The organism is Rathayibacter sp. SD072 (assembly GCF_017355185.1).
Lineage (GTDB): Bacteria > Actinomycetota > Actinomycetes > Actinomycetales > Microbacteriaceae > Rathayibacter.
This window is the reverse complement of record NZ_JADILJ010000049.1, coordinates 1-25282: the sequence shown is the minus strand read 5'-3', so window position 1 is coordinate 25282 and position 25282 is coordinate 1. Positions and strand designations below refer to the sequence as shown.

Below are 25282 nucleotides of genomic sequence, written 5' to 3'. Positions count from 1 at the left end.
TCAGAGACCGTCGCGGTCGCGGCGCGTGGTGGTGCCGTCGTCGTCGACCTCGATCTCCTCGTGGCGGACGTCCTCGGTCACCTGCTGCTGCTCGGTGACCGTCTCGGTGCCGAGCGAGACGCGCTCGACGGGGACCGTCTCCTTCGCGGCGACGACGCGGTCCTCGGTGAGGACGACCTCGTGCTCCTCCTCGCTGAGGTCGGGTCCGGCGGTGGCCGAGCCGACGTTCGCGTCGGTGATCGGCTCGCGGACGACCCGGACCTCGTCGTGCGACACGGGGACGGTGACGCTCTCGCGCTCGGTGACGATGTGCTTGCGCAGGCGGGCGCGGCCGGTGGTGACCTGCTCGGTGCCCACGTGCAGCTGCTCCTCGGAGCGGGTCATCGCGTCGTCGGTGGTCGGCCCGGAGGTGTCGCGTCCGACGTTCGTGTCGACTCCGGTGGTGCCGGTGCCGGTCGTGCCGTCGGTGTAGCCGGCCGAGCTGTCGACGTTGCCCGAGCCGGAGTAGGAGGCGGCGCCGGAGAGGTTGTAGTAGCGGTACAGCTCGGCCTCCTCCTCCTCGGTGAGGGCGCCGTCGGCGTCGATGCGCGGCGCGTCCTTGACGAAGGACTTGTCGTAGGAGACCGTCAGGCGGTCGCCGTCGAACGAGGCGCCCTCGAGCGGGACGAACGACTCCTTGGTGCCGAAGAGACCGGTGCGGACGGTGGCCCAGACGGGGGTTCCGGTGTCGTCGGCGAGATAGACCTGCTCGACGGAGCCGATCTTGTCGCCGTCCGATCCGTAGACGTTCGAGCCGTAGATGCTGTCGATAGCGGTGGTGTCGATCATGGGACTTCCTTGCTTCTCGAGTACCGGTTGGGGGCGGTCGAGGAGGGCCGGGGTGGCCGACCTCGCGTCCGACGCTAGGCACAATGGCCGTCGAGCGAACGCCCATTGACAGCGCGCGAGAGCAGGGGAGTATGCTCCCGCGCCCGCCCGTGGGGCGAGTGTCGCGGAGCGCAACCCTCTGGAGCGCGTCCGGCGAGCCGCGCACACTGTCCAGGAACGATCGCGGTCCAGGAACGATCGCGGCGACGTGTCGACCGATCCCGTCGACCGATCCCGCCATCACCCGATACCGCCGTCCATCGATCCCGCCGTCAGGAGGACCCGATGCCCCTCTCCGTCGCCGACCGGCACCCCCGGATGAACGACGGGCCGGCTCCTCCGAGGTGGAGGGCCGGCCCGTCGGGGAGAGCGGACGCTACTTGAGCGTCACGGTCACGGGAGCGCTCGCCGTGGTGTTGCCCGCGGCGTCGGTCGCCCGGGCGGTCAGCGGGAAGGTGCCCCGCATGCCTCCCGTGCTCGTGGTCAGCGACCAGGTCGACCCGGTGGTCCGGACGCCGTCGCCGACCTTGAGGCTGCCGATGTAGAACGCCACGCCGGTCACCTCGGTGTCGTCGGTGGCGCTGACGGTGGCGGTCGTCGTGCCGCTCAGGACGGCGCCGGGCAGCGGCGAGGTGATCGCGACGGTCGGCGCCGTGGTGTCGGCGACCGGTGCGGCGGGCTCGTCGGGCTCCTCCTCCTCGGCGGGCGCCTCGTTCCCGGGAGCGGTCGGCGAGGGCGTCGGCGTCGCGGTCGGGGCCTCGGTCGGCGTCCCGGTCGGAGTCGGCTCCGGGGTGATCTCGGGCGAGGGGGCCGGAGTGGGCTCGACGGTCGGCTCCGGGGTCGGCTCGGGAGTGCTCGGCTCCTCGATGTCGTCCCAGATCGCGGCGAGGTACGCCGTGGTGGGCGGCGTGCTCATCGCGTCGAGACCGGCGGCGGTCGTCGAGGAGAGGGTCGGGTCGACGGTGAAGCCGCCCGTCCTCGCCGTCTTGCCGGCCATGTTCGTGCGCGTGTTCACGACGCTGTCCCACACGGGCTGGAGGGAGCCGATGAGGGTCGAGTCGGAGGCGTCGACGTTGCCGCCGCCCGAGCCCTGGACGGCACTGAGGCTGCCCGGTCCGTTGATCGCCCCCGCGGCTCCGGCGCCGCCCCGCAGGAAGGGGTAGCGCTGCACGGTGGTGCTGCCGCCGACGACGAGCGACTCCTCGAACGCGACGTTGCGCACTCCGCCGATGATGACGGCGCTGTTGTTCGAGCTGAACACGACGGTGTCGCGGAGGGTCACCTGGCCGGTCACTCCGCCGCCCTCGATCTGGAGGGTGTCGGTGTGGGGTCGCGCCGGGTTGGATCCGCCGTACAGCGCGTCGACGTAGTAGGACGGGGCGAGGTACGCGCCCTCGACCAGCACGTCGCTCATCACGTTGGGAGCGAAGGCCTTGATCTGGGCGGTGTCGCCGCTCTTCACCATGGACTGCGGCACGACGACCTCGATGAGCTCGACGTCGCGCACGGGGACGTTCGCGGAGGCGGCGAGGCCGATCCAGTTCTCGTTGATGCGCAGTCGGGCGAAGGAGGAGTGGGTGGCGCCCTTCACATCGAGCGAGTCGATGTCGAAGCGCAGGAGCGTGATGCCGGTGACCGCCCGGAGGGCCCAGTCGCCGCCGGTGACCGACTGGAAGCCGTCGCGCGCCGTGACGAGCACCTTGGTGGCGCCGGTGTTGCGGTAGCCGCTGACCGCGGACAGGTCGGAGATGTGCCCGGGAGCGACCCTGATGACGGCTCCCGCCGCGATCTCGGCCGGCGTCAGGGCGTCGAGCGCCCGGCGGATCGCGGGGCCCGACGCGGCGACGTCGACGACCGTGAAGCCCTCGAACCCGGAGCGGATGTCGGGGGTGTCGGACGGGTAGTGCGTGCCGTCGGGCCCGAAGGCGGTCTCGGCGGCCGAGGCGGCCGGAGCGCCCTGGAGGGACAGACCCGTCACGGCGATCGTCACCGCGGCGGTGAGCGCCAGGGCCCGCAGCAGGGTGGTCTTCGCGCGACCCGCGGTGCCGAGGGAGAAGGCGTCCGCGCTCGGGACGGGCGGCGGCAGGGTGTTGGACGGGGTGGCTCTGGCCATGGGTGACTTCCGATCGGCTCGTGCTGCGGGGACGGGGCGCCCGGAGCACGTCGCGGCGGGCGCCTCGACACTCCACGGACCGGGCCCCTCCACGAGGGAGGTGCCGCGGCTGCACGCGTCGCTGCGTTCCGGGCTGATGGTGCGGGGAGCAGCGGTGGTCGGAGCGCTGCTGCCGCCGCAGGAGGCCTCTGCGACGACGGTGCACGTCGCCTCGGCCGGACACGGCTGCAGCTGCTGGACGAGCGCTCCGCGGCTACAGCCGTGACGCTATCCGTCAAGGGGTTGTCTGCGGCCCGGATGAACGGAAGCTCCGCTGACCGGGCCCTCGAAGAAGGGTGGTGGGGGAGTGGGAACGCCCCCCTGCCCGCCGATCGGGCGGAGAGGGGGGCATCGACGTGCGTCAGCGCGGCTACTCGTTGACGGTGAAGCCCTGCGAGTTCCCGTAGGTCACGAGGTTCTCCTGCCACGCCTCCAGACCGGCGTTGAGGTCGGTCCCGTTCGCGTAGGCCTGGCCGACGGTGTCCGGGAACACGCTGTTCGCGTAGACCTGGAAGGGCAGGTACTCGAAGCCCTCGACCACGTTCTCGGAGGCGTCGACGAGGACCTTGTTGATCTCCTGGCCGCCGAAGTACTCGGGGGTGGCGTTCAGGAACTCGTCGGCGTTCAGCTGCGCGGTGGTGGAGGGGAATCCGCCGCCGTCCAGGAACACGCCGATGCTCTCCTCCGAGTTGTTCAGCCAGCGGAGGAAGGCCGCCGCGAGGGCGGGGTCGTCGGTCTGCTCGATGACCGACTGGGCGCTGCCGCCGTTCTCCGCGGTGGCGGCCGAGCCGTCGTAGCTCGGGAGCGGAGCGACGCGCCAGTCGCCGGCTCCGTCGGGCACGGAGCCCTCGAGGATGCCGGGCATCCAGGCGCCGGTGATCAGCGTGGCGATCGTGCCGTTGCCCAGCGCCGTGAACCAGTCGTCCGACCAGGTCGGGATCGGCGAGAGCAGGCCGGGCTCGTGGAGCTCGTTCCACGTGTCGGCCCACTTCTTCGAGCCCTCGTCCTGCAGGTCGATGGTGACGTTCGTGCCGTCGGTCGTGAAGGGCTGCCCGCCCGCCTGCCAGATCAGCGGGTCGGCGAAGCCGGGGTCGCCGGCGTCGTTGGTGATGAACTTCGACGGGTCGGCGGCGGTGAGCTTCGCGGCCTCGGCGATGTACTCGTCCCAGGTGGTGGGCACGGCCAGGCCGTACTGGTCGAAGATCGCCTGGTTGTAGAGCATCACCATGGGGCCCGAGTCCTGCGGGAGGCCGTAGAGGCCGCCGTTGAGGTTCACCGCGCTCCAGGTGGACGCGGTGTAGTCCTCCTCGAGGTCGGCCAGGCCGTAGGGGGTGAGGTCGAGCAGTCCGTCGGAGAGCGCGAACTGCTGCATCGCGTAGTACTCGATCTGGGCGACGTCCGGGGCGCCCGAGCCGGCCTTGATCGCGTTCTGCAGCTTGGTGTACTCGTCCGTCGCGGTGCCGGCGTTGACGACCTCGACCTCGACGTTCGGGTACTCCTCCATGAAGGCGGCGGCCTGGTCGGCGCCGGTGGGCGTCCAGGTCCAGTAGGTGAGCTCGCCGCCCTTCTCGAGGGCGGCGTCGAGGTCGGCGGCCGAGCCGGCCGAGGCGGTTCCGGAGTCGGAGCTGCACGAGACGAGGGTCATCGCCGAGATACCGGCGACGACGAGGCCGGCGAGCACGCGGCTCCGGGTGCCTCTGCGGAGTTGGAACATGGTGGTCCTTTCACTTCTTCGTGGTGGAGGGGGAGTGCTGTGCGGGAGGTGGTGCAGGTGCGAGGGGGCCGGACCCGGGGGTCAGCCCTTGACGCTTCCGGCGCTCAGGCCCGACTGCCAGAAGCGCTGGAGGAACAGGAAGATCACGACGATCGGGACGATCGTGATCAGGGAGCCGGTGATGACGAGGTTGTAGATCGGCTCGGCCGAGACTCCGCTGGCCTGCGAGCTCCACTGGTTCAGGCCCACCGTGAGCGGGTACCAGGCGGGGTCGCTGAGCATGATCAGGGGCAGGAAGTAGTTGTTCCAGGTCGCGACCACCGAGAAGAGCGCGACCGTCACGACCCCAGGGGTCAGCAGCTTGAGCGAGATGGTGAAGAACGTGCGCATCTCGGTCGCCCCGTCCAGCCGCGCCGCCTCGAGCAGCTCGGTCGGCACGGAGTCGATCGTGTAGACCCAGACGAGGTACAGCCCGAACGGCGTGATCAGCGAGGGCAGGATGATCGCCCACGGGGTGTTCGTGAGCCCGAGCTGGCTGAAGAGCAGGAACGTCGGCACCGCGAGGGCCGTGCCCGGCACGGCGACGGCTCCGAGGACCACCGCGAAGTACGCCTTCTTGCCCGGGAACCGGAACTTCGCGAGGCCGTAGCCGCCGAGGGTCGCGAGCAGCGTCGCTCCACCCGCGCCGACGACCACGTAGAGCAGGGTGTTGCCGAGCCAGCGGAGGAAGATGCCGTCGTCGTACGCGAACGTGGCGACGATGTTCTCGCCCAGCACGAAGCTGTCGCCGAAGCCGAGTCCGAACGAGCTGAACAGGTCGGCCTGCGTCTTCGACGCGTTGATCACGAGCCAGAGCAGCGGGACGAGGGCGTAGAGGAGGAACGCCAGCATGACCAGGGTCAGGGCCACCGACTTGCGGGGCCGGCTGATTGATCCGACGCGGCGGACCCGCGGGTTCAGGGTGCGCAGGGTGGTGCTCACTGGTCTTCCTTCCGGCTGCCGCGCAGCTGCACGACGTAGGCGATCGTGGCGGTGATGACGCCCATGACGATGGCGACCGTGGCCGCGGTGTTGAACTGCTGGCCGGCGAACGAGAGGTTGTAGGCGTACATGTTCGGAGTGAAGTAGGACGAGATCACGTTCTCGGCCAGCGGCTTCAGCACGTTGGGCTCGTTGAAGAGCTGGAAGCTGCCGATGATCGAGAAGATCGTCGCGATGACGATCGCGCCGCGGGCGGCGGGCAGCTTGATCGCGGTGATGACCTGGAAGCCCCGGGCCCCGTCGATCTCGGCGGCCTCGTAGAGCTCGGCGGGGATCGTCTTCAGGGCGGAGTAGAAGATCAGCATGTTGTAGCCGATGTACTCCCAGGTGACGATGTTGCCGATCGAGGCGAGGATCCACTGGCTCGAGAGCGGTCGCAGCACCTCGGCCCCGAGCAGGTCGTTGATGTTGGCCGTGAGCCCGAAGTTGTTGCCGTAGAGGAAGCCCCAGATCAGCACGGCGACGACGGCCGGCACCGCGTAGGGCAGGAAGATCACCATCCGGAACAGCCCCGACGCGTAGAGCCGCGCGCTGTCGATGGCTAGGGCCGCGATCAGCGAGAGGAGCAGCATGACCGGCACCTGCACGAGGAGCACGAGCACGACCCGGACGAAGCCGTCCCAGAACTGCGGGTCCGACAGGACGGCGACGTAGTTGTCGACGCCGACGAAGCTGTTGCCGCCGATGATCCGGTTCTGGAACAGGCTCAGCCAGAGCGCGTAGGCCAGCGGGGCGAGGAACACGAGCACGAACACGGCGGCGAACGGTCCGACGAACTGCCACCCCCGCCAGTCGCGCGGCGCGCGCACGGCCTTCGGGGGCGAGGGCTCCCGTCGCGTGTCGGTCCTCGCGAGGCGCTCCATCATGGTGGTCATCGGCCGGTCTCCTCTGCCTCGGTGCGGAGCACCCGGACGTCCCAGGGCTCCAGGTCGACGCTCGTCCCGGCGGCGAGCTCCGCTCCGGAGAGCGCGTCGACCGCCGCTCGCCGCAGCGTCGCGGTGCGGGTGCCCCAGCCCCAGTTGAAGACGAACGTGAACCGCGATCCGGAGGCGGTCCCCGAGGACACCGTCACCGCGCGGTCCTCCGCCGTGACGACGGCGTCGGGCTCCGGCAGCGCGAAGCGCGCCAGCTCGCGGGCGAGCTCCGGATCCGGGATGGTCCCGACGACCGTGAGGTCGCCGCGGCCGTAGCGCGCGGTGGTCACGGCCGGGAAGTCGCCGAACCGCGGGTGCTCGTAGGTCGCGAGCGTCACCGCCCCCGTCGAGCGGAGTCCGTCGATCCACAGGGTGGCGTGCGCCGCGGATGAGAGCGGCAGGGCTGCGGAACCCGTCACGCGGACGGGCGTGCTCACGGTGCTGAACTCCTCGTAGCCGACCTGCGCCGGTCCCGCGAGGCGGGCGGGTGCCCGCTCGATGCGGGCTCGCGCCTCGTCGTCGCCGTAGGCGGTGCGCGGACCCAGGACGAGGTGCCCGCCTAGCGCGGCGTAGTCGCGCAGCAGCTCGAGGTCGTCGTCGGTGCAGACGTAGAGCGCGGCGGCGACGATCACGGGGAAGCGGCGCGCGAGCTCCGCGGCGCCGAGGTCGCGCGCCTGCTCGACGTGGAGGAAGCGCGACTGCCCGCCGGCGTCGACGATCCCCCGCGAGAAGGAGTCGACGATCCGCTCGTAGGACTCCTCGTCGGGCCGGCCGTCGCGCGAGAGCGGAGGCATGAACTGCAGCGCGTACCGGCTCGAGGTCGACCAGAGCACGGCGGCGTCCGCATCCGGGACGTAGCCCTCGAGCGCGTCGCCGAGGGCGGCGAGGTCGCGTCCGATCGTCGAGACCTCGGAGTAGACGCGGCCGGGGACGAGGCTGTGGGGGAGGACTCCGCCCCAGTAGGTCTCGGCGCCGAAGGGCAGCGTGTGCCAGTGCCAGTACTCGATCATCGCGGCGCCGCGCGAGACGAAGGCGAGGGCCGACTGGCGCAGCTGGCCCGGATAGGGCGGGAGGTTGTTGTCGGCCGTGTCGATCGCCTGCGCGTTCGTCTCGGTGACCAGGTAGCGCTGCTGGCGGGAGGCGTAGAGCCGGTCGGCCTGGCGGAGCAGGCCCGGGACTCCGGACGTGGTCCAGTAGTTCGGGTGCTCGTGCTCGACCCCGATCTCGAGGTGGTCCTGCATGCCGTAGTAGGGGTTGCCGGCGGCGATGTCGAGCGCCTCGAACACCGCGCGCTCGTCGACGCCGCGGCGCGGGTACTGGAGGCAGGTGGTGACGAACTGGTCCTCGCGGGAGTACTCGCGGACGAGGTCGGCCTGCCACGAGATGAAGTCGGTCGTGACCGCGGACTGGTAGCGGCGCCACGCGAGGTCGTACTGCGGGAAGGTGTTGCCGTCCGGACGCCAGAGCTCGCTCCAGTCGTCGATGCGGTGGGACCAGTAGGTGAGGCCCCACTCGCGGTTCAGGGTCTCGACGTCGCCGTACTGCTCGCGGAGGCTGCGCACGAATCCCGTGAAGACGCCGTGGTTGTGCAGGAGCTCCAGGCCCGGCTCGTTGTCGACCTGGTAGCCGATGACCGCGGGGTGCGCGGCGTAGCGGCCGATGATGCGGCGGATCACGCGCTCGGCGTGGAAGCGGAACGCGGGGTGAGAATAGTCGACCTCCTGGCGGGCGCCCCAGGCGATGCGCTCGCCCGTGCGCCGCTCGCCGGCGATCTCGGGGTACGCGGTCTGCAGCCACGGCGGCACGGCGTAGGTGGGGGTGCCGAGGATCACCCGGATGCCGCGCTCGTGGGCCTCGTCGAGCACCCGCTGCATCCACTCGAGCTCGAAGCGGCCGTCGCTGGGCTCCCAAGTCGACCAGACGGACTCGCCCACCCGGATCACCGTGATGCCGGCCGCGACCATCAGGTCGAGGTCCTCGATCAGGCGGTCCGTGACGTGGTACTCGGGGTAGTAGGCGACGCCGAGCAGGATCTGCGGCGGGAGGGACTGCGGGGCGGCGGTCATGACGTGAAGCACTCCATCGTGGTGAACTGTTCTCGATAACAGTTGGCAGGAGCGATTGTGATCGACAACATTGAGAAAAGCAAGACCGAGCCGATGAGGACCCCATGACGAGCGACCCCGCGCCCACGACCGGCACGATCTACGACGTCGCCCGGGTGGCCGGCGTCTCGCACGTCTCGGTGAGCCGCTACATGCGCGGGCTCGATATGCGCGCCTCGACGAAGGAGAAGATCGAGGCCGCCCTGACGACCGTGCACTACCGGCCGAATCTCACGGCCCGTGCGCTCATCTCGGGCCGGTCGATGCGGATAGGTGCTCTGACGCACGCGGTGGACCAGGTCGGGCCGAACCGGATCATCCAGGCCGCGACGACGGCGGCCCGCGAGGCGGGGTACCTCCTGGACGTCGTGACCCTCGACATGGCCGACACCGCGGAGGTGCAGAGCGCACTCCAGCTGCTGACCCGGCACGATCTCGCGGGACTGCTGGCGTTCGCCTCGACGGACAGCGTGCGGGACGTGCTCGAGCACACCGGTTTCGGGGTGCCGGTGGTCATCGCCGCGGAGGCGGAGGCGGACGGGGAGGGGCCCGACTCCGGGATCGGAGCGCTCGTGGACCACCTCGTCGGGCTCGGGCACGAGGAGTTCGTGCACATCGCGGGCCCCGAGACCTGGTCGGCGGCGAGGAACCGGCTGCGCGCCGTGCACGCTGCTCTCGAGCGCCACGGTCTGCCGCCCGCGAGGATCCTGCACGGGGACTGGTCGGCGCGCTCGGGCCACGAGGCGGTCGCCGCCCTCGAGGACCTGCCGACGGCGATCCTCGCGGCCAACGACCAGATGGCCCTCGGTGCTCTGCACGCCCTCGACGCCCGCGGCGTCCGCGTGCCCGGCGACATCAGCGTGACCGGGGTCGACGACACTCCCGAGGCGGCGTACTTCACGCCCGCGCTGACCACCGTCCGGCTGGACTTCGATGCTCAGGGGCGGGAGGCGCTCCGGGCGCTGCTGGCGAGGATCGATGACCCGGCCGCGGAGTTCGGCGCCGAGGGGCCGCGCCCCACGCTGGTGCTCCGCTCCTCCTCCGGTCCGGCGCGACGGCGGGCGTGAGGGCCCGGGGTCAGCGGGGAGCGGGTCCGGAGGAGCGCCGCTGCACGAGCTCGGCGGCGAGCGTCACGTGCGGTGCGGCGACGGTCCCGTCGATCAGGGCGAGCAGCTCGGCCAGCGCCGAGCGTCCCTGGCCCGGGAAGTCGACGCGGAGCGTGGTCAGCGGGGGTCCGAAGTACGCGGCCTCGGGGATGTCGTCGACTCCGGTGACGCTGACGTCCTCGGGCACCCGCAGTCCGCGGTCCGCGAGGGCGAGGATCGCGCCGAGCGCCATCTGGTCGTTCGCCGCCACGATCGCGGTGGCGCGGACGTCCGCCAGAGCGCGGACCAGCTCGTAGCCGGAGCGCGCCGACCAGTCGCCCTCGAGGACGCCGGTGGAGTGCAGGCTGTGCTGCGCGACGGCGGTCTCGTAGGCCCTGCGGCGGTTGCGGGCGGCCGACCAGGCGGAGGGGCCTGCCAGGTGCAGGATCTCGCGGTGCCCGAGGTCGGCGAGGTGCGCGACGAGGGCCGGGAACCCCTGGGTCGTCAGCTGCGACGGCGAGCGGGTCGCGTCGTCGTCCTCCTCGACGGCCAGGTGCGCCGGGACGCGGAAGCGGGTGGTGCGGAAGGCGCGCGTCATCTCGTCGGTCGACGCGAGGGCGAGGACTCCCGCGAGCTCGTGCTGCGTGACGAGGTCGAGCGCCTCCTCGATCGCGGTGGAGTCGCCCATGTCGAGCGAGACGATGTCGAGCACGTAGCCGGCCTCGCGGGCGGCGGTGCTCGCTCCCTGCAGGATCTTGCTCGGCCCGACCTGGTCGATCTCGTGGGTCAGGGCGCCGATTCGGTGCGAACGGCGGGCGCGCAGCGAGCGCGCGGTGAGGTTGGGTCGGTAGTCGAGCTCGGCGAGGGCCGCCTCGACGCGGGAGCGGGTGGCGGGACGGATGCCCTCGAAGCCCTGAAGGAAGCGGGTGACGGTCTGGTGCGAGACGCCTGCGACGCGGGCCACGTCGTAGATCGTCGCCTGGCGACCGGTCTCGCGTGCCGGTGCCGATTCCTCCGCCATGGATTTCCCCCTCCGCCGCCGCCCCGCGGGCCGATGCCGAACCAGTGTGCCGCGAAGGCTTGCGCTCATCTGCGCTGTTGTCGATAACATCGAGGAAAGCCCCGCGAAGTGATCGACAACATCGCGCGGCAGAGGGACTCAGGGGCGAGGACCGGGCCGGCGACGACTCGAGCTCCGCCTCGTCCGCCAGCCACGACCGAAGGAACGAGAACGATGAGGTTCACTACGAAGTCCCGGCGCTCCGGGATGCTGCTCGGAGCCGTGGCGGTCGCCGCCGCGCTGCTCGCGGGCCCGGCGATCACGGCCCAGGCGTACACGCCGCAGGGAGGCGTCGTCTACCAGCTCGGGAACGAGCCGTGCCTGAAGGGGCGCGGCAACTGCATCGTGTACCCGAAGTCGGTCCAGCTGCCGAGCGGGCGGATCGTCGCCGCGTTCGAGAAGGCGACCGTCGTCGACTACCCGGCACCGGACTCCATCGGCGGCGCGATCGGCGAGAAGATGCCGATCTACAAGAGCGACGACAACGGCGACACGTGGCAGCCGCTGACCGAGCTCGGCTCGCCCGCCGAGCTCTCGAGTGACCCGGCCATGGACAAGTACTCGAGCAACTGGACCAACCCCTACTTCTACGTCATGCCCGAGACCGTCGGGGACATCGCCGCCGGCACCCTCCTCCTGGCGACCGTCGTGTCGGGCGAGGACGAGTTCTACCGCGAGCAGAAGGCGGCGAACCCCGCGTGGGTGCCCGACAACGACGGCGACCGCCGCGATGTGTCGATCGCCCTCTACGCGAGCACCAACGAGGGCGCCGACTGGCGGTTCGTCAACATCATCGCCGCGGGCGGCTGGCAGGGCGGCAGTGCCGGTGCCGGCGGCCGCAACGTCTCGCAGGCGAACGCCACGCGCCAGCAGGATCCCCTGTGGGAGCCGCACCTGCGCGTGCACAAGGGGAAGCTCCTCGCCTACTACTCGGACGAGAACGACTACCTCGACTACGACCGCGCGACGGGTGTGCCGATCGGCACCTCCGACAACGCGACGGGGCGCGACGACCAGAGCCAGATCCTCGCCCACAAGACGTGGGACGGCCGCTCGGCGTCCTGGAGCGCTCCCGTCGTGGACGTCTCGGGTCCGAGCTTCTCGTTCGACGGCCGGCAGCACATCGGATTCGCGCGCCCCGGCATGACCACCGTCGCTCCCACGAACGACGGCAAGTGGATCATGACCTTCGAGTACTTCGGCGGCGGCGACAACGTCCGGTACAAGATCGCGGACGATCCCGAGCGGTTCTTCGCCGACGGCGACCCGGACGGCACGAACATCAGCCAGCTCCCGGTCGCCCCGGGCTCCAGGCCGCTGTCGACCGGCGGCAGCCCGGTGCTGATGCACCTGCCCGACGGGCGGATCGCCTACAACGCGGCCGGTAGCGGCAACGTCTGGGTGAACGACGGCGCGAGCTTCGGTCGGTGGACCGAGTACCAGACCCCTCTCGGCGGCGGCTACAGCCGGAACCTCCAGTACGACAGCGAGACCGGGCGCGTCCTCATCCTGCAGTCGGCCTGGGGCGGAGCGACCGAGCAGCCGGTGATCCGTCACGCGGACGTCGATTTCGGGCGCTCGGCGGGCGAGTACTACCAGCTGGTGAACCGTCGCTCCGGACAGGTGCTCGGAACGAACTCGAACACGACCGACGCCGTGATCGGCAACGGCGACCAGCCGGACGTGCGCGCGGAGGCGGCCGACTCCGCCGCGAACCCCGCCACTCAGCTCTGGCACCTCGCCGCCAAGCCGGCCGACGGCACCACGCTGCTCAACAAGTCGGGTGGACGCGCGGCGACCGTCTGGACCGGGAACGCGACCACCGGCCAGCGGATCGGCCAGTGGATCGACGACCGCGCCGAGGGGCAGTGGAACATCGTGCAGGTCGACGGCACCCACGTCCGGCTCCAGTCGCGGCAGAACACGTCGCTGTTCCTCACGGCGGCCTCGGCAGGATCTCCGGCAACGCTCCAGGCCTCGGTCGCCGACCAGTCGCAGGAGTGGCGGCTCGTGCCCCAGGGGCAGCTCGCCGGCAACGCCCGGCTCGTGAACGCGAACAGCGGTCTCTGCGCCGACGTCCTCGGCGCGAGCCAGAGCGACCGGGCCGCCGTGAACCAGTGGACCTGCAACGGCGGCGCCAACCAGCAGTGGCGGGTTGTCCCGCGCGGGACGAACGTGGCGCTGGTGAACGCGAACAGCAGCAAGTGCCTCGAGGTCTACGGCTTCAGCACCCAGAACGGCGCCGCCGCCACGCAGTACTCCTGCAACGGCGGAGCCAACCAGCTCTGGACGCGCACCGTCGCCGCCGACGGGTCCTCGACCTACCGGAACGCGCACAGCGGCCTCTGCCTCGAGGTGCAGAACCGCTCGACCGTCAGCGGTGCGGCCCTGAACCAGTGGACCTGCAACGGAGGGACCAACCAGCAGTGGCGCCCGTGATGCGGTGAGAGCAGCCGCGCCCGTTCGGGTCGGGCGCGGAAGGACGGCCGTCGGGTTCCCGGCGGCCGTCCTTCGTCATCTGCGGGAAGCGGTGCGCTCAGCCGTCGATCGAGGCCATGTTCGCGTCGTCGTGGCGCGCTCCCGCGGCGGGTTCGAGCGCCTCGAGGCGGGTGATCTGCTCCGAGGTGAGCTCGATGGCGTCGGCCGCGGTGTTCTCCTCGACGCGCGCGACCCGGCGGGTGCCGGGGATCGGCGCGATGTCGTCACCGCGGGTGAGGATCCAGGCGAGGGCCGTCTGCGCGGGCGTCGCGCCGATCTCGGCTCCGATCGCGCGCACCTCGTCGGCCAGCGCGAGATTGCGCGCGAAGTTCTCGCCCGTGAAGCGCGGGTTGGACTTCCTCCAGTCGCCGTCGGGGAGGTCGGCGGCCGAGCGCAGCTGCCCGGTGAGCAGCCCATGGCCCAGCGGCGAGTAGGGGACGAAGCCGATGCCCAGCTCGCGCAGCAGCGGCAGGATCTCGTCCTCCACGTCCCGGGTCCACAGCGAGTACTCGGTCTGCAGCGCCGAGACGGGCTGCACGGCGTGCGCGCGGCGGATCGTCTCGGGCGAGGCCTCCGAGAGGCCGAAGTGCAGCACCTTGCCCTCGGCGATCAGCGCGGCGACGGCTCCCGCGGTCTCCTCGATCGGCGTGCTGCGGTCGACCCGGTGCTGGTAGTAGAGGTCGATGTGGTCCGTGCCCAGGCGCCGGAGGGATCCCTCGACGGCTGCGCGGACGTTGGCGGCGCTGCTGTCGATGGTGCCGGGGCCGCCGCCGGAGTGCGAGACGAGTCCGAACTTGGTGGCGACGACGACGTTGTCGCGGCGGCCGCGGAGGGCGCGGCCCACCAGCTCCTCGCTGTGGAACGGTCCGTAGATCTCGGCGGTGTCGATGTGGGTGACGCCGAGGTCGAGGGCGCGGTGGATCGTCCGGATCGACTCGCCGTCGTCGAGGCCGCCGCCGGTCGTGTAGGTGCCGGCCATGGTCATGGCGCCGAGGCCGATGCGGGAGACGCGGAGGCCTCCGAGGTGCGCGTTCTTCATGCTGTCGGGTCCGTTCGAGGTCAGGCCTGCGAGGTGGGCATGGCCCACAGCTCGGCGATGGAGGAGCGGCGGTTCCGGGTGACCATGTAGAGGATGCTCTCGGCGATGTCCTCGGGCTGGAGCCGCTCCGGGATCGCCTCCGCGTCGGAGGCGGCGAGCTGCTCCTGGATCTGATCGCTGTTCTGCGCGACCAGCTCGGTCGCCACGGCGCCGGGCTGCAGCAGTCCGACGCGCACGTTCTTCTTCGTGACCTCCTGGCGCAGCGCCTCGCTGAAGCCGGACACGCCGAACTTCGTCATGGAGTACGCGGCGAAGTCGGCCCAGGCCTGTCGCCCGGCGATGGAGGAGATGTTGACGATGTCCGCGACACCGCGCAGGTCGTCCTCGGCAGCCGCCAGGAGGTGGGGGAGGGCCGCCTTCGTCGTGTAGAGCAGGCCGAGCTGGTTGATCGCGATCATCCGCTCCCACTCCTCGACGTCGGTGCCGGCGACGGGGCCCAGCAGCATGAGGCCGGCGTTGTTGACGAGCACGTCGAGGCGGCCGAAGCGCTCGACGACGGTCGCGATCGCGGCGTCGACCTGCGCGCGGTCGGCGATGTCTGCCGGGAGGGCGAGCGCGGTGCCGCCCAGGCCCTCGATCTCGGCGACGAGCTCGTCGAGGCGGTCCTTCCTCCGGGCCAGGACGGCGACCGAGGCGCCCTCCGCGGCGAGTGCGCGGGCGGTGGCGCGGCCGATTCCGCTCGAGGCGCCGGTGACGACGGCGACGGTTCCGGTGAGGGTGGAGGTCATGGGGAGTCCTTCCTGTCGGTGCCGGCGTGCGGGGAGCGGGCCGGGACGGGGCCGGCTCCTGCCGACCGCCTCCACTCTCCGCCGGGCGCTCGAGAAGGTGGGAGTCCCTGCCGGAAGGGTCACCAGCGGGGCCCCTCTGACCGTCCGGGGCACCCGTACGGTCGACGGCATGGACACTCCGATCCAGATCAGGGACTTCCTGGTCTCGCGCCGCACCCGGCTCTCGCCGGAGCAGGCGGGACTGCCGGACTTCGGCGGTCGACGGCGGGTCCCCGGTCTGCGCCGCGAGGAGGTCGCCCTCCTCGCCGGCCTGAGCGTCGAGTACTACCTCCGCCTCGAACGGGGCCGCGTCGGGCGGGTCTCGGAGGACGTCCTGGACGGACTCTGCCGGGCGCTGCAGCTGGACGACCCGGATCGGGACCGGCTCTTCGAGCTGGTCCGCACCGCCAACGGGGGCGAGCCGCCCCGGCGTCGTCGAGCGGCACCCCGACCCGTCGGTCTGCGGCCGCTGGTGCAGCAGCTGCTCGACGCCATGGGCGACGTGCCCGCGCTCGTGCACAACGGACGCCTGGACGTGGTCGGCGCCAATGCTCTGGGGGCCGCCCTGTTCTCGGACGCCCTCGAGCAGCCCGGACGGAACCTCGGCCGCTTCGTCTTCCTCGACGATCGTGCCCCGGTCTTCTTCCGCGACTGGGACCGGACCGCGCGGCAGTGCGCCGCTCTGCTGCGGGCGGAGGCCGACCGGCGTCCGTTCGACCGCTCGCTGAGCGACCTGGTCGGCGAGCTCTCGACGCGGAGCGAGTGCTTCCGCCGGCTCTGGGCCTCCCGTGACGTCGGCCGGCGCGCCGCAGGGCCGGAGCTGCTGCGCCACCGGCTCGTGGGCGACCTCGACCTCGACCGTGAGGTGCTGGAGCTCACGAGCGCTCGCGGGCTGCTTCTCGCCGCCTACTCCGCCGCCCCGGGTTCGCGGTCGGCCGAGAGCCTGCGGCTGCTGGCGAGCTGGGCCGCGGCCCCGGCGCCGGGCGAGCCGCTCTGACTCGGCGGGACGCGGTCGCCCGCACGCGGAGGGAGGGGAGCGAGCGTGTGAGGGGTCAGCGGCTGGCGGAGGCGCTGGTCGCCGTCAGGCTGCCGAGGAGCCGCAGAGCGTCGTCCGAGGCGCTGCCGGGCTCGGCGGTCCAGCCCAGGAGCAGCAGGCCCGGATCCCCGGTGAGCTGCAGCGCCTCGTAGCCGAGGTCGAGGTCGCCGACATCCGGGTGGCGCAGGCGCTTCGCCCCTGTGCCGTGCTCGTCGACGTCGTGCTGTGCCCAGAGGCCGCCGAATTCGACGCTCTCGGCCCGGAGCTCCTCGATCAGCGCGACCAGGACGCCGTCCCGCGGGGAGCGGCCGCTCTCGGCGCGCAGCAGCGAGACGATCTGCCGGGCGGAGTCGTCCCAGTCGCGGTAGAAGTCGCGCGCCCGGAGGTCCAGGAACAGGAATCGCGCGAAGTTCGCCGGCCGGCCCGGTCGGGCGTCCAGCCCCGTGAACAGCGCGCGCCCCAGCGCGTTGATCGCGACGACGTCCATCCGCCCGTTCTGCACCAGTGCCGGAACCCCCGTCATCGCGTCGAGGAGCCGCTGCACACCGGGTCCGACCCGCTGCTCGTGCGCCGGTGCGCGGCGCCGGGACGATCGGGCCCCCTCCGTCGCGGCCCGCACGAGGTCGTCGAGGTGCCGTCGCTCGGCGGCGTCGAGCTGCAGCGCCCGGGCGATCCCGTCGAGGATCTCGACGGAGACGCCGAGCGCGTTCCCGCGCTCGAAGCGGACGTAGTACTCGACGCTCATCCCCGCGAGGAGGGCGACCTCCTCGCGGCGCAGCCCGGGAACGCGCCGCCGACCGCCGTAATCGGGGAGGCCGGCTCGCGCCGGCGTCAGTCGGGCGCGCCTCGTGGTGAGGAACTCGCGGATCTCGGCGGCGGCGTCCATGCCCTGACGCTACGGCAGGGCGTCGGTTCCAGGGGGACCCTGCCGGTGACCCTCACGGGCGGGTCTGTCTCGACCCGTCGCGCCCCTCGTTGACTGGCCTCAGCGCCCGGCCGACCCCCGGTCGGGCCCGCACGGAAGGACACACGAGCATGGCTGACACGAACGTCTGGTTCATCACCGGAGCAGGACGAGGACTGGGCGTCGATCTCGCCCGCGCCGCCCTCGCCGCAGGGCACGAGGTGGTCGCGACCGGTCGCGATGCCGACCGCGTGCGCACCGCGATCGGCGAGCACGAGAACCTCCTCGCCGTCGCCCTCGACATCACCGATCCCGCCGCCGCCGAGAAGGCCGTCGCGGCGGCCGTCGAGCGCTTCGGCCGCGTGGACGTGCTCGTCAACAACGCGGGCAACTTCTACGCCGGCTTCTTCGAGACCCTCAGCGACGCCCAGATGCGCGCGCAGTTCGAGACGAACTTCTTCGGAGCCCTCTCGGTCACCCGCGCCGTCCTGCCCCTCCTCCGCGCACAGCGGTCGGGGCGGATCATCACGGTCACCTCGACCGCCGGCCTGGTCGGGGGCGGGTTCACCTCGGCGTACGCCGCCTCCAAGTTCGCGCTCGAGGGCTGGATGGAGTCCCTCCAGCCCGAGGTCGCGCAGTTCGGCGTCTCGACGATGTCCGTCGTGCCCGGCTTCTTCCGGACCGACCTGCTCGTGGAGGGGTCCTCGACGATCCACCCCGAGATCGCGATCGACGACTACGCGGAGGCGACCGAGCAGACCCTCGCCGCCTTCTCCGGCATGAACGGGCAGCAGCCCGGCGACCCCGCGAAGCTGGCGCGCGCGATCGTGACCCTCTCCGACTCCGGCGACCTCCCCCTGCGCTTCGTCGCGGGAGCGGACGCGGCGGCGTCGATCGAGCAGAAGCAGGCCCTGGTCCAGCAGCAGATCGACGCGCACCGCGAGCTCTCCGAGTCGCTCTCGCACGACGCCTGATCCGGCGACTCCGCACGACGACCCGCACCACGAAGGACACCACCATGAGCACACCCCTCGGCATCATCGGCTCCGGAGCGATCGGCGGCACGCTCGCGCGTCTCGCGATCGCCGCCGGCCTGGACGTCGTCCTCAGCAACTCCCGCGGGCCCGAGAGCCTCGCCGCATTCGTCGAGCAGCTCGGGCCCCGCGCTCGCGCGGCCACCGTACGGGAGACGGCAGAGCAGGCCGACGTGGTGATCGCGGCGATCCCGCTCATCGCGCACACCGACCTGCCCGCCGACGCCCTCGCCGGCAGGATCGTGCTGGACACCACGAACTACTACCCGCAGCGCGACGGCCGGATCGCCGCGCTGGACGACCTGGAGTCGACGGCCAGCGAGCTCGTCCAGGCGCACCTGGCCGACTCCTCCGTCGTGAAGGCGTTCAACAGCATCACCTTCGCGAGCCTCGGCAACGGAGCTCGCGCAGCGGGAGATCCCGAGCGCAGCACCCTGCCGATCGCGGGGGAGGACGCCGCAGCGAAGGCGCGGGCCACGGAGATCCTCGATGCCCTCGGCTACGACGCGCTCGACACCGGCGGTCTCGCGGAGAGCTGGCGCAGCGAGCCCGGGACCCCGATCTACTGCGACCCGTACATGCCGGCCTGGCCGGCGGAGACACTGCCGTTCGACGAGCTGCTCGCCTGGCTCCTCGCGGCGCCGGTCGTCCCGGTGTCGAGGGAGCGCGCGGCCGAGCTGATCGCGAGCGCCGTCCGCGGCCCGGCGGGCGGGTACTTCCCCGAGACGGCGTGAGACGCCCGCCGTCGGATCAGAGCGCCGCTCTGCTCGATCCGGCGGCGGTGTCGGCGAGGCCGACGGGATCGCTCTCTCCGGCCCAGCTGCCGAGCAGGGTGAGCGCGTCGTGCGACGCGCTCCCGGGCGCCGCCGAGAACACGATCATCTGCAGACCGCGCTCGGAGGCGAGATCCATCGACTCGAACGAGAGGTCCAGGTCGCCGACCACCGGGTGGTGGAGGCGCTTCACCCCCGTGCGGTGCTCCTTGACGTCGTGCGCGGACCAGATGCCGCGGAAGGTCTCGCTGCGGGTCGAGAGCTCTCCGATCAGCGCAGTGAGACGCCGATCGGAGGGGTCCCGCCCGGCTTCGCGGCGCAGGAGCGCGACGGACTGACGTCGCGAGTCGGCGAGGTCGCGGTAGAACGTCTCGGCACGCGAGTCGAGGAAGCCGAAGCGCGCCGCGTTCATCGGCGATCGCTGGTCGACGAACATCTCCGAGAACACCGCGCGGCCGAGCCTGTTGGTCAGGACGCAGTCGAGCCGACCGTTCTGCACGTAGACCGGCACGGTCGACATCGCGTCGACCATCTGCTGGACCGAGGAGCGGACGCGGGACGTCCGGGGTGCGGGCCTGCGCTGCATCGGGTGCGCGATCGAGTTCGCCGCGCGCACCAGGTCGAGGAGGTGCTCGTGCTCCGCCTCCGTCAGCTGCAGGGCCCGGCTGATGCCCTGGAGGACCGACTCGGAGACCCCCGCGGCGTTGCCGCGTTCGAGGCGCTTGTAGTACTCCGAGCTCATCCCGGCGAGCAGCGCCACCTCCTCGCGGCGCAGGCCCGGCACGCGCCGACGCCCGCCGAAGTCGGGGAGCCCCGCCGCCTCGGGCGTGAGCCTGGCGCGCCTGGACGTGAGGAACTCGCTGATCTCGGCATGGCTGTCCATGGCAGCGACGCTACGCGCCAGGGCGGCCGGGAGGGGGTCCCTCCCGTTAACCCCCGCAGCCGGGTCCCGCCGGGGCACCTCACGGGCGGGACTGGCTGGGATCCGGCGGTGCGGATCGACTGGTGGCATGAGAAGAATCACCGCCGTCCTCGCCGCGACCGCAGTCGTCGCCCTGCTCTCCGCCTGCTCGACCGGATCGACGGACGAGGGGGCCGACGTCCTGTCCACTCCGACCACCGCGACCAGCCCGGGCGCGACGACCCCCGAAGCGACGACGCCCACCGAGCCCGTTCCCGCTGCGACGACTCCCGCTGCCGACGCTCCCGTGGGGTCGACCGCGATCACCCTGACCGTGGGGGACGAGGTCGTCACGGCCGTGCTGAACGACAGCCGGGTCTCGCAGGACCTCCTCGCGATGCTCCCCGCGCAGCTGCCGTGGTTCCGCAACCTCGGCATCGAGTACATCACCGAGCTCGACGCGCCCCTCACCGAGACCGGCCCGTTCTACACCGACGTCCAGCCGGGCGACATCGTCTACTACAACCCGGCCGACAGCCTCACGATCCTCTACGAGGAGACGAGCTCGGTGCCGACGCTGACGCTCATGGGCGAGGTGACGTCCGACCTCTCGGTGCTCCGGAGTCTGCCCGACGACGTGGTGTTCACGGTCGAGGTCGCGGAGTAGGGCGCGCCGGCCATAGACCGATCCGCGCGTGCCGCCGAGTGGAGCGGACGGGGCAGCGAGCCCTCCGAGGGGACCGCGGCGCGCTGCCGGGACAGGCGCGGCGGGCTCCCTCTTGCGAATGAGCCCTCAGCCCGGGATACTCAAAACCGCACGCTGCTAGGTTTTGCATCCTGATCCTCCGCGGCGTCGGCACTCGACGGTGAGAGGAACCGGACATGACCACTTCCAGCGGATCCGCGGCGGGAATGCCCTCGGGCATGACGACGTCCACGGCGACAGTGCGGAACAGCACCTGGTTCCCCGAACCGACGGAGCCTGCGAAGAAGGGCTACGTCTTCTGGCTGCTCGCCGCGCAGCTCGTCTTCTTCATCGCCCTGCTCGGGCCGGCGATCGTCGGCATCGGCCTGAAGATCCAGTCGCTCGTCGACGCGGGCGAGATCGCGCAGGACGGCGCCACCGGAGCGGCCGCGGTGCTCGGCGGGTTCGGCGCCCTGTTCGCGACCGTCGCCAACGTCGTCTTCGGCCGGCTCTCGGACCGCACGACCAGCCGCCTCGGGCGGCGCCGCGTCTGGATCGTGACCGGCACGGTCGTCATGACCGGCGCGTTCGCCGTCATGGCGCTCGCTCCGACGCTGCTCGTCGCGACGATCGGCTGGTCGCTCGCGCAGCTCGGCGCGAACATGACGCTCGCGCCCTTCATCGCCACGATCGCCGACCAGGTGCCCCGGTTCCAGCGCGGCAAGGTCACCGCCGCGCTCGGCATCGCGCAGAACGTCGGCATCCTCGGCGGCACCTACGTGGCGCAGGCCTTCGTCGACCAGCTGTTCGTCATGTTCGTGGCGCCGTCGATCCTGGCGATCGTCGTGATGGTCGTCTTCGCCGTCGTGCTGCCCGACAAGCGGCTGCCCGTCGCCCCGCCGAGGGCGACCCTGCGCGACTGGGCCGAGACCTTCTGGGTCAGCCCGGTGAAGAACCCCGACTACGCGCTGGCCTGGTGGTCGCGCTTCCTGATCACCTTCGCGAGCTTCGGCTTCACGACCTTCCGCTTCTTCTACCTCCTCAACCACATCGGAGTCGAGGAGGGGGACATCCCCGCGGTCATCACCACCAGCGTGCTCATCTACACCGTGGCGCTCATCGCGGCCAGCTACTTCGCCGGCTGGCTGTCCGACCGGATCGGGCGCCGCAAGGTGTTCGTCTGGAGCTCGACCGCGCTGTTCGCGATCGGCACGTTCGCCCTGATCTTCGTGCAGGACGTCGGCGCCTTCTACGTCCTCGAGGCGATGCTGGGCCTCGCCTACGGCATCTACGTGGGCGTCGACCTGGCGCTCGTCGTCGACGTGCTGCCCAACCCCGACGACTCCGGCAAGGACCTCGGCGTGTTCAACATCGCCAACGCCCTGCCGCAGACGCTCGCTCCTCTGGTCGGCGGGATCCTGGTCTACGTGAGCGATCCCACCGGCAACAACTACGCCCTCTGGTTCTCCGTCTGCGCGATCGCGGCGGTCATCGGAGCGATCGTCATCTTCCCGATCAAGAAAGTGCGGTAGACCGGGCAGGACGACATCGAGCCGCACCCGGTGCGCGACGACCGCCGCACCCGGGACGCACTCGACGACCGGCCCTCCCTCTCCAGCTGCTCCACCCTCCGAACGAAAGCGACAGAGACCATGACCCTTCCCCTTGCTTCCGTCCAGCTGTACACGCTGGCCAAGCAGTTCTCCGAAGACCCGCACGGGTCGCTCGACAAGCTCGCCGCCATGGGCCTTCAGAACGTCGAGGCGTTCGACTTCGTGGGCCGTCCCGCCGAGATCCGCGCCGCGCTCGACGCGAGCGGCCTCGCCTCTCCGACCGGGCACGCCCCGCTGCTCTCGGACGAGCTGTGGACCCCGGACGGATCGATCCCGACGCCCGCGCCCGAGGTCGTCTTCGAGGCGGCCGCGCAGATCGGCATCCGGACCGTCATCGATCCCTTCGTCCCGGTCGAGCGCTGGCTGACCGAGGACGGCGTCGCCGACATCGCCGACCGCCTGAACACGGCCGCCGAGATCGCCGCCACCTTCGGCCTCAAGGTCGGCTACCACAACCACGCGCAGGAGTTCATCGCCTCCTTCGACGGCCGGACCGCGTACGAGCGCTTCATCGCGATCACCGACGAGCGCGTCGAGATCGAGCTCGACCTGTTCTGGGCGCTGACCGGCGGTCAGGACGTCGCGGCCCTCGTCTCGACGCTGGGCTCGCGCCTGGTCGCCGTGCACGTCAAGGACGGCGTCGCGCCGGCCGAGAACCCGTTCGCCCCCGGCGCCGCGGCGTTCGGCTCGGACACCCTGGACCAGCGCCGACCGGGCGAGGGCGACGTGCCGCTCGTGGAGGCGCTGAAGGCCGGCGAAGGGTCGATCGAGTACGCCGTCATCGAGTACGACAACGCCCCCGGCGACGTCTTCGAGGACATCCGGGCGAGCTACGACTTCCTCGTGAAGGGCGGGTACGCGGCATGAGCGGCCCCATCGGCATCGGCGTCATCGGCGTCGGAGTCATCAGCGACACGTACCTCGAGAACCTGGCCTCGTTCCCGGACGTCGAGGTGCTCGTCGTCGGCGACCTGATCCTCGACCGGGCGAAGAGCCAGGCCGAGAAGCACGGCATCCCCGCGTGGGGCTCGGCCGAGGACGTCCTCGCGCACCCCGACGTGCAGGTCGTCGTCAACCTGACGATCCCCGCCGCCCACATCGAGGTCTCGGCCGCCGCGATCGCCGCCGGCAAGCACGTCTGGAGCGAGAAGCCGCTCGGCCTCGACCGCGCCGCCGCAGCGCAGCTGCTGCAGGACGCCGCGGAGAAGGGCCTCCGGATCGGCTCCGCGCCGGACACCGTCCTGGGCCCGGGGTTCCAGACCGCGAAGCGCGCGATCGCCCAGGGCGTCATCGGCGAGCCGATGTTCGCCTCCACCACGTTCCAGACCGTCGGACCCGACCTCTGGCACCCCAGCCCGGCGTTCCTCTTCGCCCAGGGTGCGGGCCCGCTGCTGGACATGGGCCCGTACTACTTCACCGGCCTCGTCAGCCTCTTCGGCCCGGTCGAGCGGGTGGCGGCCCTCGGGCGCAAGAAGCTCGAGGAGCGGGTCATCCGCTCCGGTCCTGACGCCGGCACGGCGTTCCCGGTCGAGGTCCCCACCTCGCTCCAGGTGCTGACCTCGTTCGCCGCGGGTCAGCAGGCGTCGAGTCTGCTGAGCTTCGACTCCGCTCTCGAGCGCCACGGCGTCTTCGAGATCCACGGCACGGAGGGGTCCCTCGTGATCCCCGACCCGAACCAGTTCGAGGGCCGGACGGCGTTCGTCAAGGCCCCGACCTCGATCGCCGACGGTGCGTGGGGCGAGCAGGAGTGGACCGAGGTCGAGCAGGAGGGCACGGTCGTCGGCCGCGGTCTCGGACTGCTCGACATGGTCCGCGCCATCGCCGAGGACCGCCCGCACGTGGCCACCGGCGAGCTCGGCTTCCACGTGCTGGACGTCATGCTCTCGGCGCAGGAGTCGGCCGAGAGCGGCGGATTCGTCGCGGTCGGCAGCACGCTGTCGGCGCCGGTGCCCGCGGTGCCGGTCGACTTCGATCCGTTCGCGCAGACGCTCTGACGCACCGGTGACGAGACGAACGGCCCGCGACTCTCAGGAGTCGCGGGCCGTTCGCGCGTCAGCGGACCGCAGCGACGGTCAGTGCCGGAGCGCCTCCTCGATCGCCGCGAGCTCGGCGGCCTCGAGGGGTGCCGCGTCCAGCGCTCCCACGTTCTGCTCGAGCTGCCGGACGCTCGATGCTCCGATGATCGCGGAGGTGACGGCCGAGGAGCGCAGGACCCAGTTCAGGGCGAGCTGGGCGATGCTCTGACCGCGTCCGTCGGCGACGTCCTTCAGGCGGGTGATCATGCGGTGGTAGTCGCCCTCGATCGCCCCGGGCTTCAGGAAGTGCCCGACCGCGGCGCGAGAATCCGGCGGGATGTCGCCCGAGAGGTAGCGGTCGGTGAGGAGCCCCTGCTCGAGCGGGGAGAACACGATCGCGCCGACACCCTCGCGCTCGACGAACTCCAGCAGGCCCGACTCCTCCGGTCGGCGGTCGAGCATCGAGTAGCGGGGCTGGTGGATCAGGAGGGGCACGCCGTGGGCGGCGAGGGCGTCCCGGGCGGCGAGGGTCTGCTCCGGTGAGTAGTTCGAGACTCCGGCGTAGAGCGCCTTGCCCTGCTGGATCGCACTTGCAAGCGCACCCATGGTCTCCTCGATCGGGGTCCCGGGGTCGGGCCGGTGGGAGTAGAAGACGTCGACGTAGTCGACCCCGAGGCGTCCGAGGCTCTGATCGAGGGAGGAGAGCAGGTACTTCCTCGAGCCGAAGTCACCGTAGGGGCCGGGCCACATGTCGTAGCCGGCCTTGGTCGAGATCACGATCTCGTCGCGGTACGGGCGCAGGTCCTCGGCCAGGATCCGTCCGAAGGCGGTCTCGGCCGAGCCGTACGGCGGGCCGTAGTTGTTGGCGAGGTCGAAGTGGGTGATGCCCAGGTCGAAGGCGCGGCGGACGATCTCGCGCTGGCCCTCCACGGGCTTCGTCGAGCCGAAGTTGTGCCAGAGGCCGAGGGAGAGCGCGGGCAGCTTCAGTCCGCTGCGGCCCGAGCGGTGGTAGGTCATGCGGTCGTAGCGGGCGGCGGAG

The 25282-nt window shown here is 71.4% G+C and carries 21 protein-coding genes; 9 read left to right on the top strand and 12 right to left on the bottom strand.

Going from position 1 to position 25282, the window contains the following annotated elements; translation table 11 throughout:
* From IOC53_RS15895 to IOC53_RS15870, 6 genes are all read right to left on the bottom strand, one after another.
* A complete protein-coding gene (locus IOC53_RS15895; protein WP_207407211.1) occupies positions 1-828 on the bottom strand; it encodes a DUF2382 domain-containing protein in 828 nt (275 codons plus the stop codon).
* Between the two features lie 415 nt (positions 829-1243).
* Entirely contained in the window at positions 1244-2980 is a 1737-nt protein-coding gene (locus IOC53_RS19315; protein WP_207407210.1) for an Ig-like domain-containing protein, read from the bottom strand.
* A gap of 409 nt (positions 2981-3389) precedes the next feature.
* On the bottom strand, positions 3390-4733 hold the full coding sequence (locus IOC53_RS15885) for an ABC transporter substrate-binding protein (RefSeq protein WP_207407209.1): 1344 nt from the start codon (positions 4731-4733) through the stop codon (positions 3390-3392).
* An 81-nt stretch (positions 4734-4814) separates the two neighbouring features.
* Positions 4815-5624 carry a carbohydrate ABC transporter permease gene (locus tag IOC53_RS15880; RefSeq protein ID WP_207407214.1) on the bottom strand — a complete coding sequence of 270 codons (810 nt, stop codon included), beginning with the start codon at positions 5622-5624 and terminating at the stop codon, positions 4815-4817.
* Between the two features lie 86 nt (positions 5625-5710).
* A complete protein-coding gene (locus IOC53_RS15875; protein WP_242683419.1) occupies positions 5711-6640 on the bottom strand; it encodes a carbohydrate ABC transporter permease in 930 nt (309 codons plus the stop codon).
* A 5-nt stretch (positions 6641-6645) separates the two neighbouring features.
* Positions 6646-8754: a beta-galactosidase gene (locus IOC53_RS15870; RefSeq protein ID WP_207407208.1), complete on the bottom strand. Its 2109-nt coding sequence runs from the start codon at positions 8752-8754 to the stop codon at positions 6646-6648.
* Between the two features lie 104 nt (positions 8755-8858).
* On the opposite strand from IOC53_RS15870, the gene IOC53_RS15865 reads away from it, so the two are divergent.
* Positions 8859-9860 (top strand): LacI family DNA-binding transcriptional regulator, encoded by a 1002-nt coding sequence (locus tag IOC53_RS15865; protein WP_207407207.1) that lies wholly within the window; start codon positions 8859-8861, stop codon positions 9858-9860.
* Positions 9861-9870: 10 nt separating this feature from the next.
* On the opposite strand, the gene IOC53_RS15860 is transcribed toward IOC53_RS15865, so the two are convergent.
* Positions 9871-10899, bottom strand: coding sequence for a LacI family DNA-binding transcriptional regulator (locus IOC53_RS15860; protein WP_207407206.1), 1029 nt, complete (start codon positions 10897-10899; stop codon positions 9871-9873).
* 213 nt (positions 10900-11112) lie between these two features.
* Here IOC53_RS15860 and IOC53_RS15855 point away from each other — a divergent pair, with 213 nt between their 5' ends.
* On the top strand, positions 11113-13377 hold the full coding sequence (locus IOC53_RS15855; protein ID WP_207407204.1) for an RICIN domain-containing protein: 2265 nt from the start codon (positions 11113-11115) through the stop codon (positions 13375-13377).
* Positions 13378-13474: 97 nt separating this feature from the next.
* On the opposite strand, the gene IOC53_RS15850 is transcribed toward IOC53_RS15855, so the two are convergent.
* Complete coding sequence (locus IOC53_RS15850; RefSeq protein ID WP_207407202.1) at positions 13475-14455, bottom strand: aldo/keto reductase; 981 nt, start codon at positions 14453-14455, stop codon at positions 13475-13477.
* A gap of 20 nt (positions 14456-14475) precedes the next feature.
* Positions 14476-15243 (bottom strand): SDR family oxidoreductase, encoded by a 768-nt coding sequence (locus IOC53_RS15845; RefSeq protein WP_207407200.1) that lies wholly within the window; start codon positions 15241-15243, stop codon positions 14476-14478.
* A gap of 169 nt (positions 15244-15412) precedes the next feature.
* Here IOC53_RS15845 and IOC53_RS15840 point away from each other — a divergent pair, with 169 nt between their 5' ends.
* On the top strand, positions 15413-16279 hold the full coding sequence (locus IOC53_RS15840; RefSeq protein ID WP_207407197.1) for a helix-turn-helix transcriptional regulator: 867 nt from the start codon (positions 15413-15415) through the stop codon (positions 16277-16279).
* Between the two features lie 55 nt (positions 16280-16334).
* On the opposite strand, the gene IOC53_RS15835 is transcribed toward IOC53_RS15840, so the two are convergent.
* On the bottom strand, positions 16335-17204 hold the full coding sequence (locus tag IOC53_RS15835; RefSeq protein ID WP_207407195.1) for a helix-turn-helix domain-containing protein: 870 nt from the start codon (positions 17202-17204) through the stop codon (positions 16335-16337).
* Positions 17205-17353: 149 nt separating this feature from the next.
* Here IOC53_RS15835 and IOC53_RS15830 point away from each other — a divergent pair, with 149 nt between their 5' ends.
* The gene (locus IOC53_RS15830; protein WP_207407193.1) at positions 17354-18196 is read left to right on the top strand and encodes an SDR family NAD(P)-dependent oxidoreductase; all 843 of its coding nucleotides are present in this window, start codon (positions 17354-17356) and stop codon (positions 18194-18196) included.
* Positions 18193-18990, top strand: coding sequence for an NADPH-dependent F420 reductase (locus tag IOC53_RS15825; protein ID WP_278250096.1), 798 nt, complete (start codon positions 18193-18195; stop codon positions 18988-18990). Before IOC53_RS15830 ends, IOC53_RS15825 begins: the two co-directional genes overlap by 4 nt.
* Before the next feature lie 16 nt (positions 18991-19006).
* Here IOC53_RS15825 and IOC53_RS15820 read toward each other — a convergent pair whose 3' ends face one another.
* A complete protein-coding gene (locus IOC53_RS15820; RefSeq protein ID WP_207407189.1) occupies positions 19007-19912 on the bottom strand; it encodes a helix-turn-helix transcriptional regulator in 906 nt (301 codons plus the stop codon).
* 127 nt (positions 19913-20039) lie between these two features.
* Between IOC53_RS15820 and IOC53_RS15815 the strand changes: the two genes are divergently transcribed.
* From IOC53_RS15815 to IOC53_RS15800, 4 genes are all read left to right on the top strand, one after another.
* Positions 20040-20597 (top strand): cyclophilin-like fold protein, encoded by a 558-nt coding sequence (locus tag IOC53_RS15815; RefSeq protein ID WP_207407187.1) that lies wholly within the window; start codon positions 20040-20042, stop codon positions 20595-20597.
* A 215-nt stretch (positions 20598-20812) separates the two neighbouring features.
* Complete coding sequence (locus tag IOC53_RS15810) at positions 20813-22147, top strand: MFS transporter (RefSeq protein ID WP_207407185.1); 1335 nt, start codon at positions 20813-20815, stop codon at positions 22145-22147.
* Positions 22148-22267: 120 nt separating this feature from the next.
* Complete coding sequence (locus IOC53_RS15805) at positions 22268-23095, top strand: sugar phosphate isomerase/epimerase (protein WP_207407182.1); 828 nt, start codon at positions 22268-22270, stop codon at positions 23093-23095.
* A complete protein-coding gene (locus IOC53_RS15800; RefSeq protein ID WP_207407181.1) occupies positions 23092-24222 on the top strand; it encodes a Gfo/Idh/MocA family protein in 1131 nt (376 codons plus the stop codon). Before IOC53_RS15805 ends, IOC53_RS15800 begins: the two co-directional genes overlap by 4 nt.
* 78 nt (positions 24223-24300) lie before the next feature.
* Here IOC53_RS15800 and IOC53_RS15795 read toward each other — a convergent pair.
* A partial coding sequence (locus IOC53_RS15795; protein WP_242683418.1) for an aldo/keto reductase occupies positions 24301-25282 on the bottom strand: 982 nt, incomplete at its 5' end.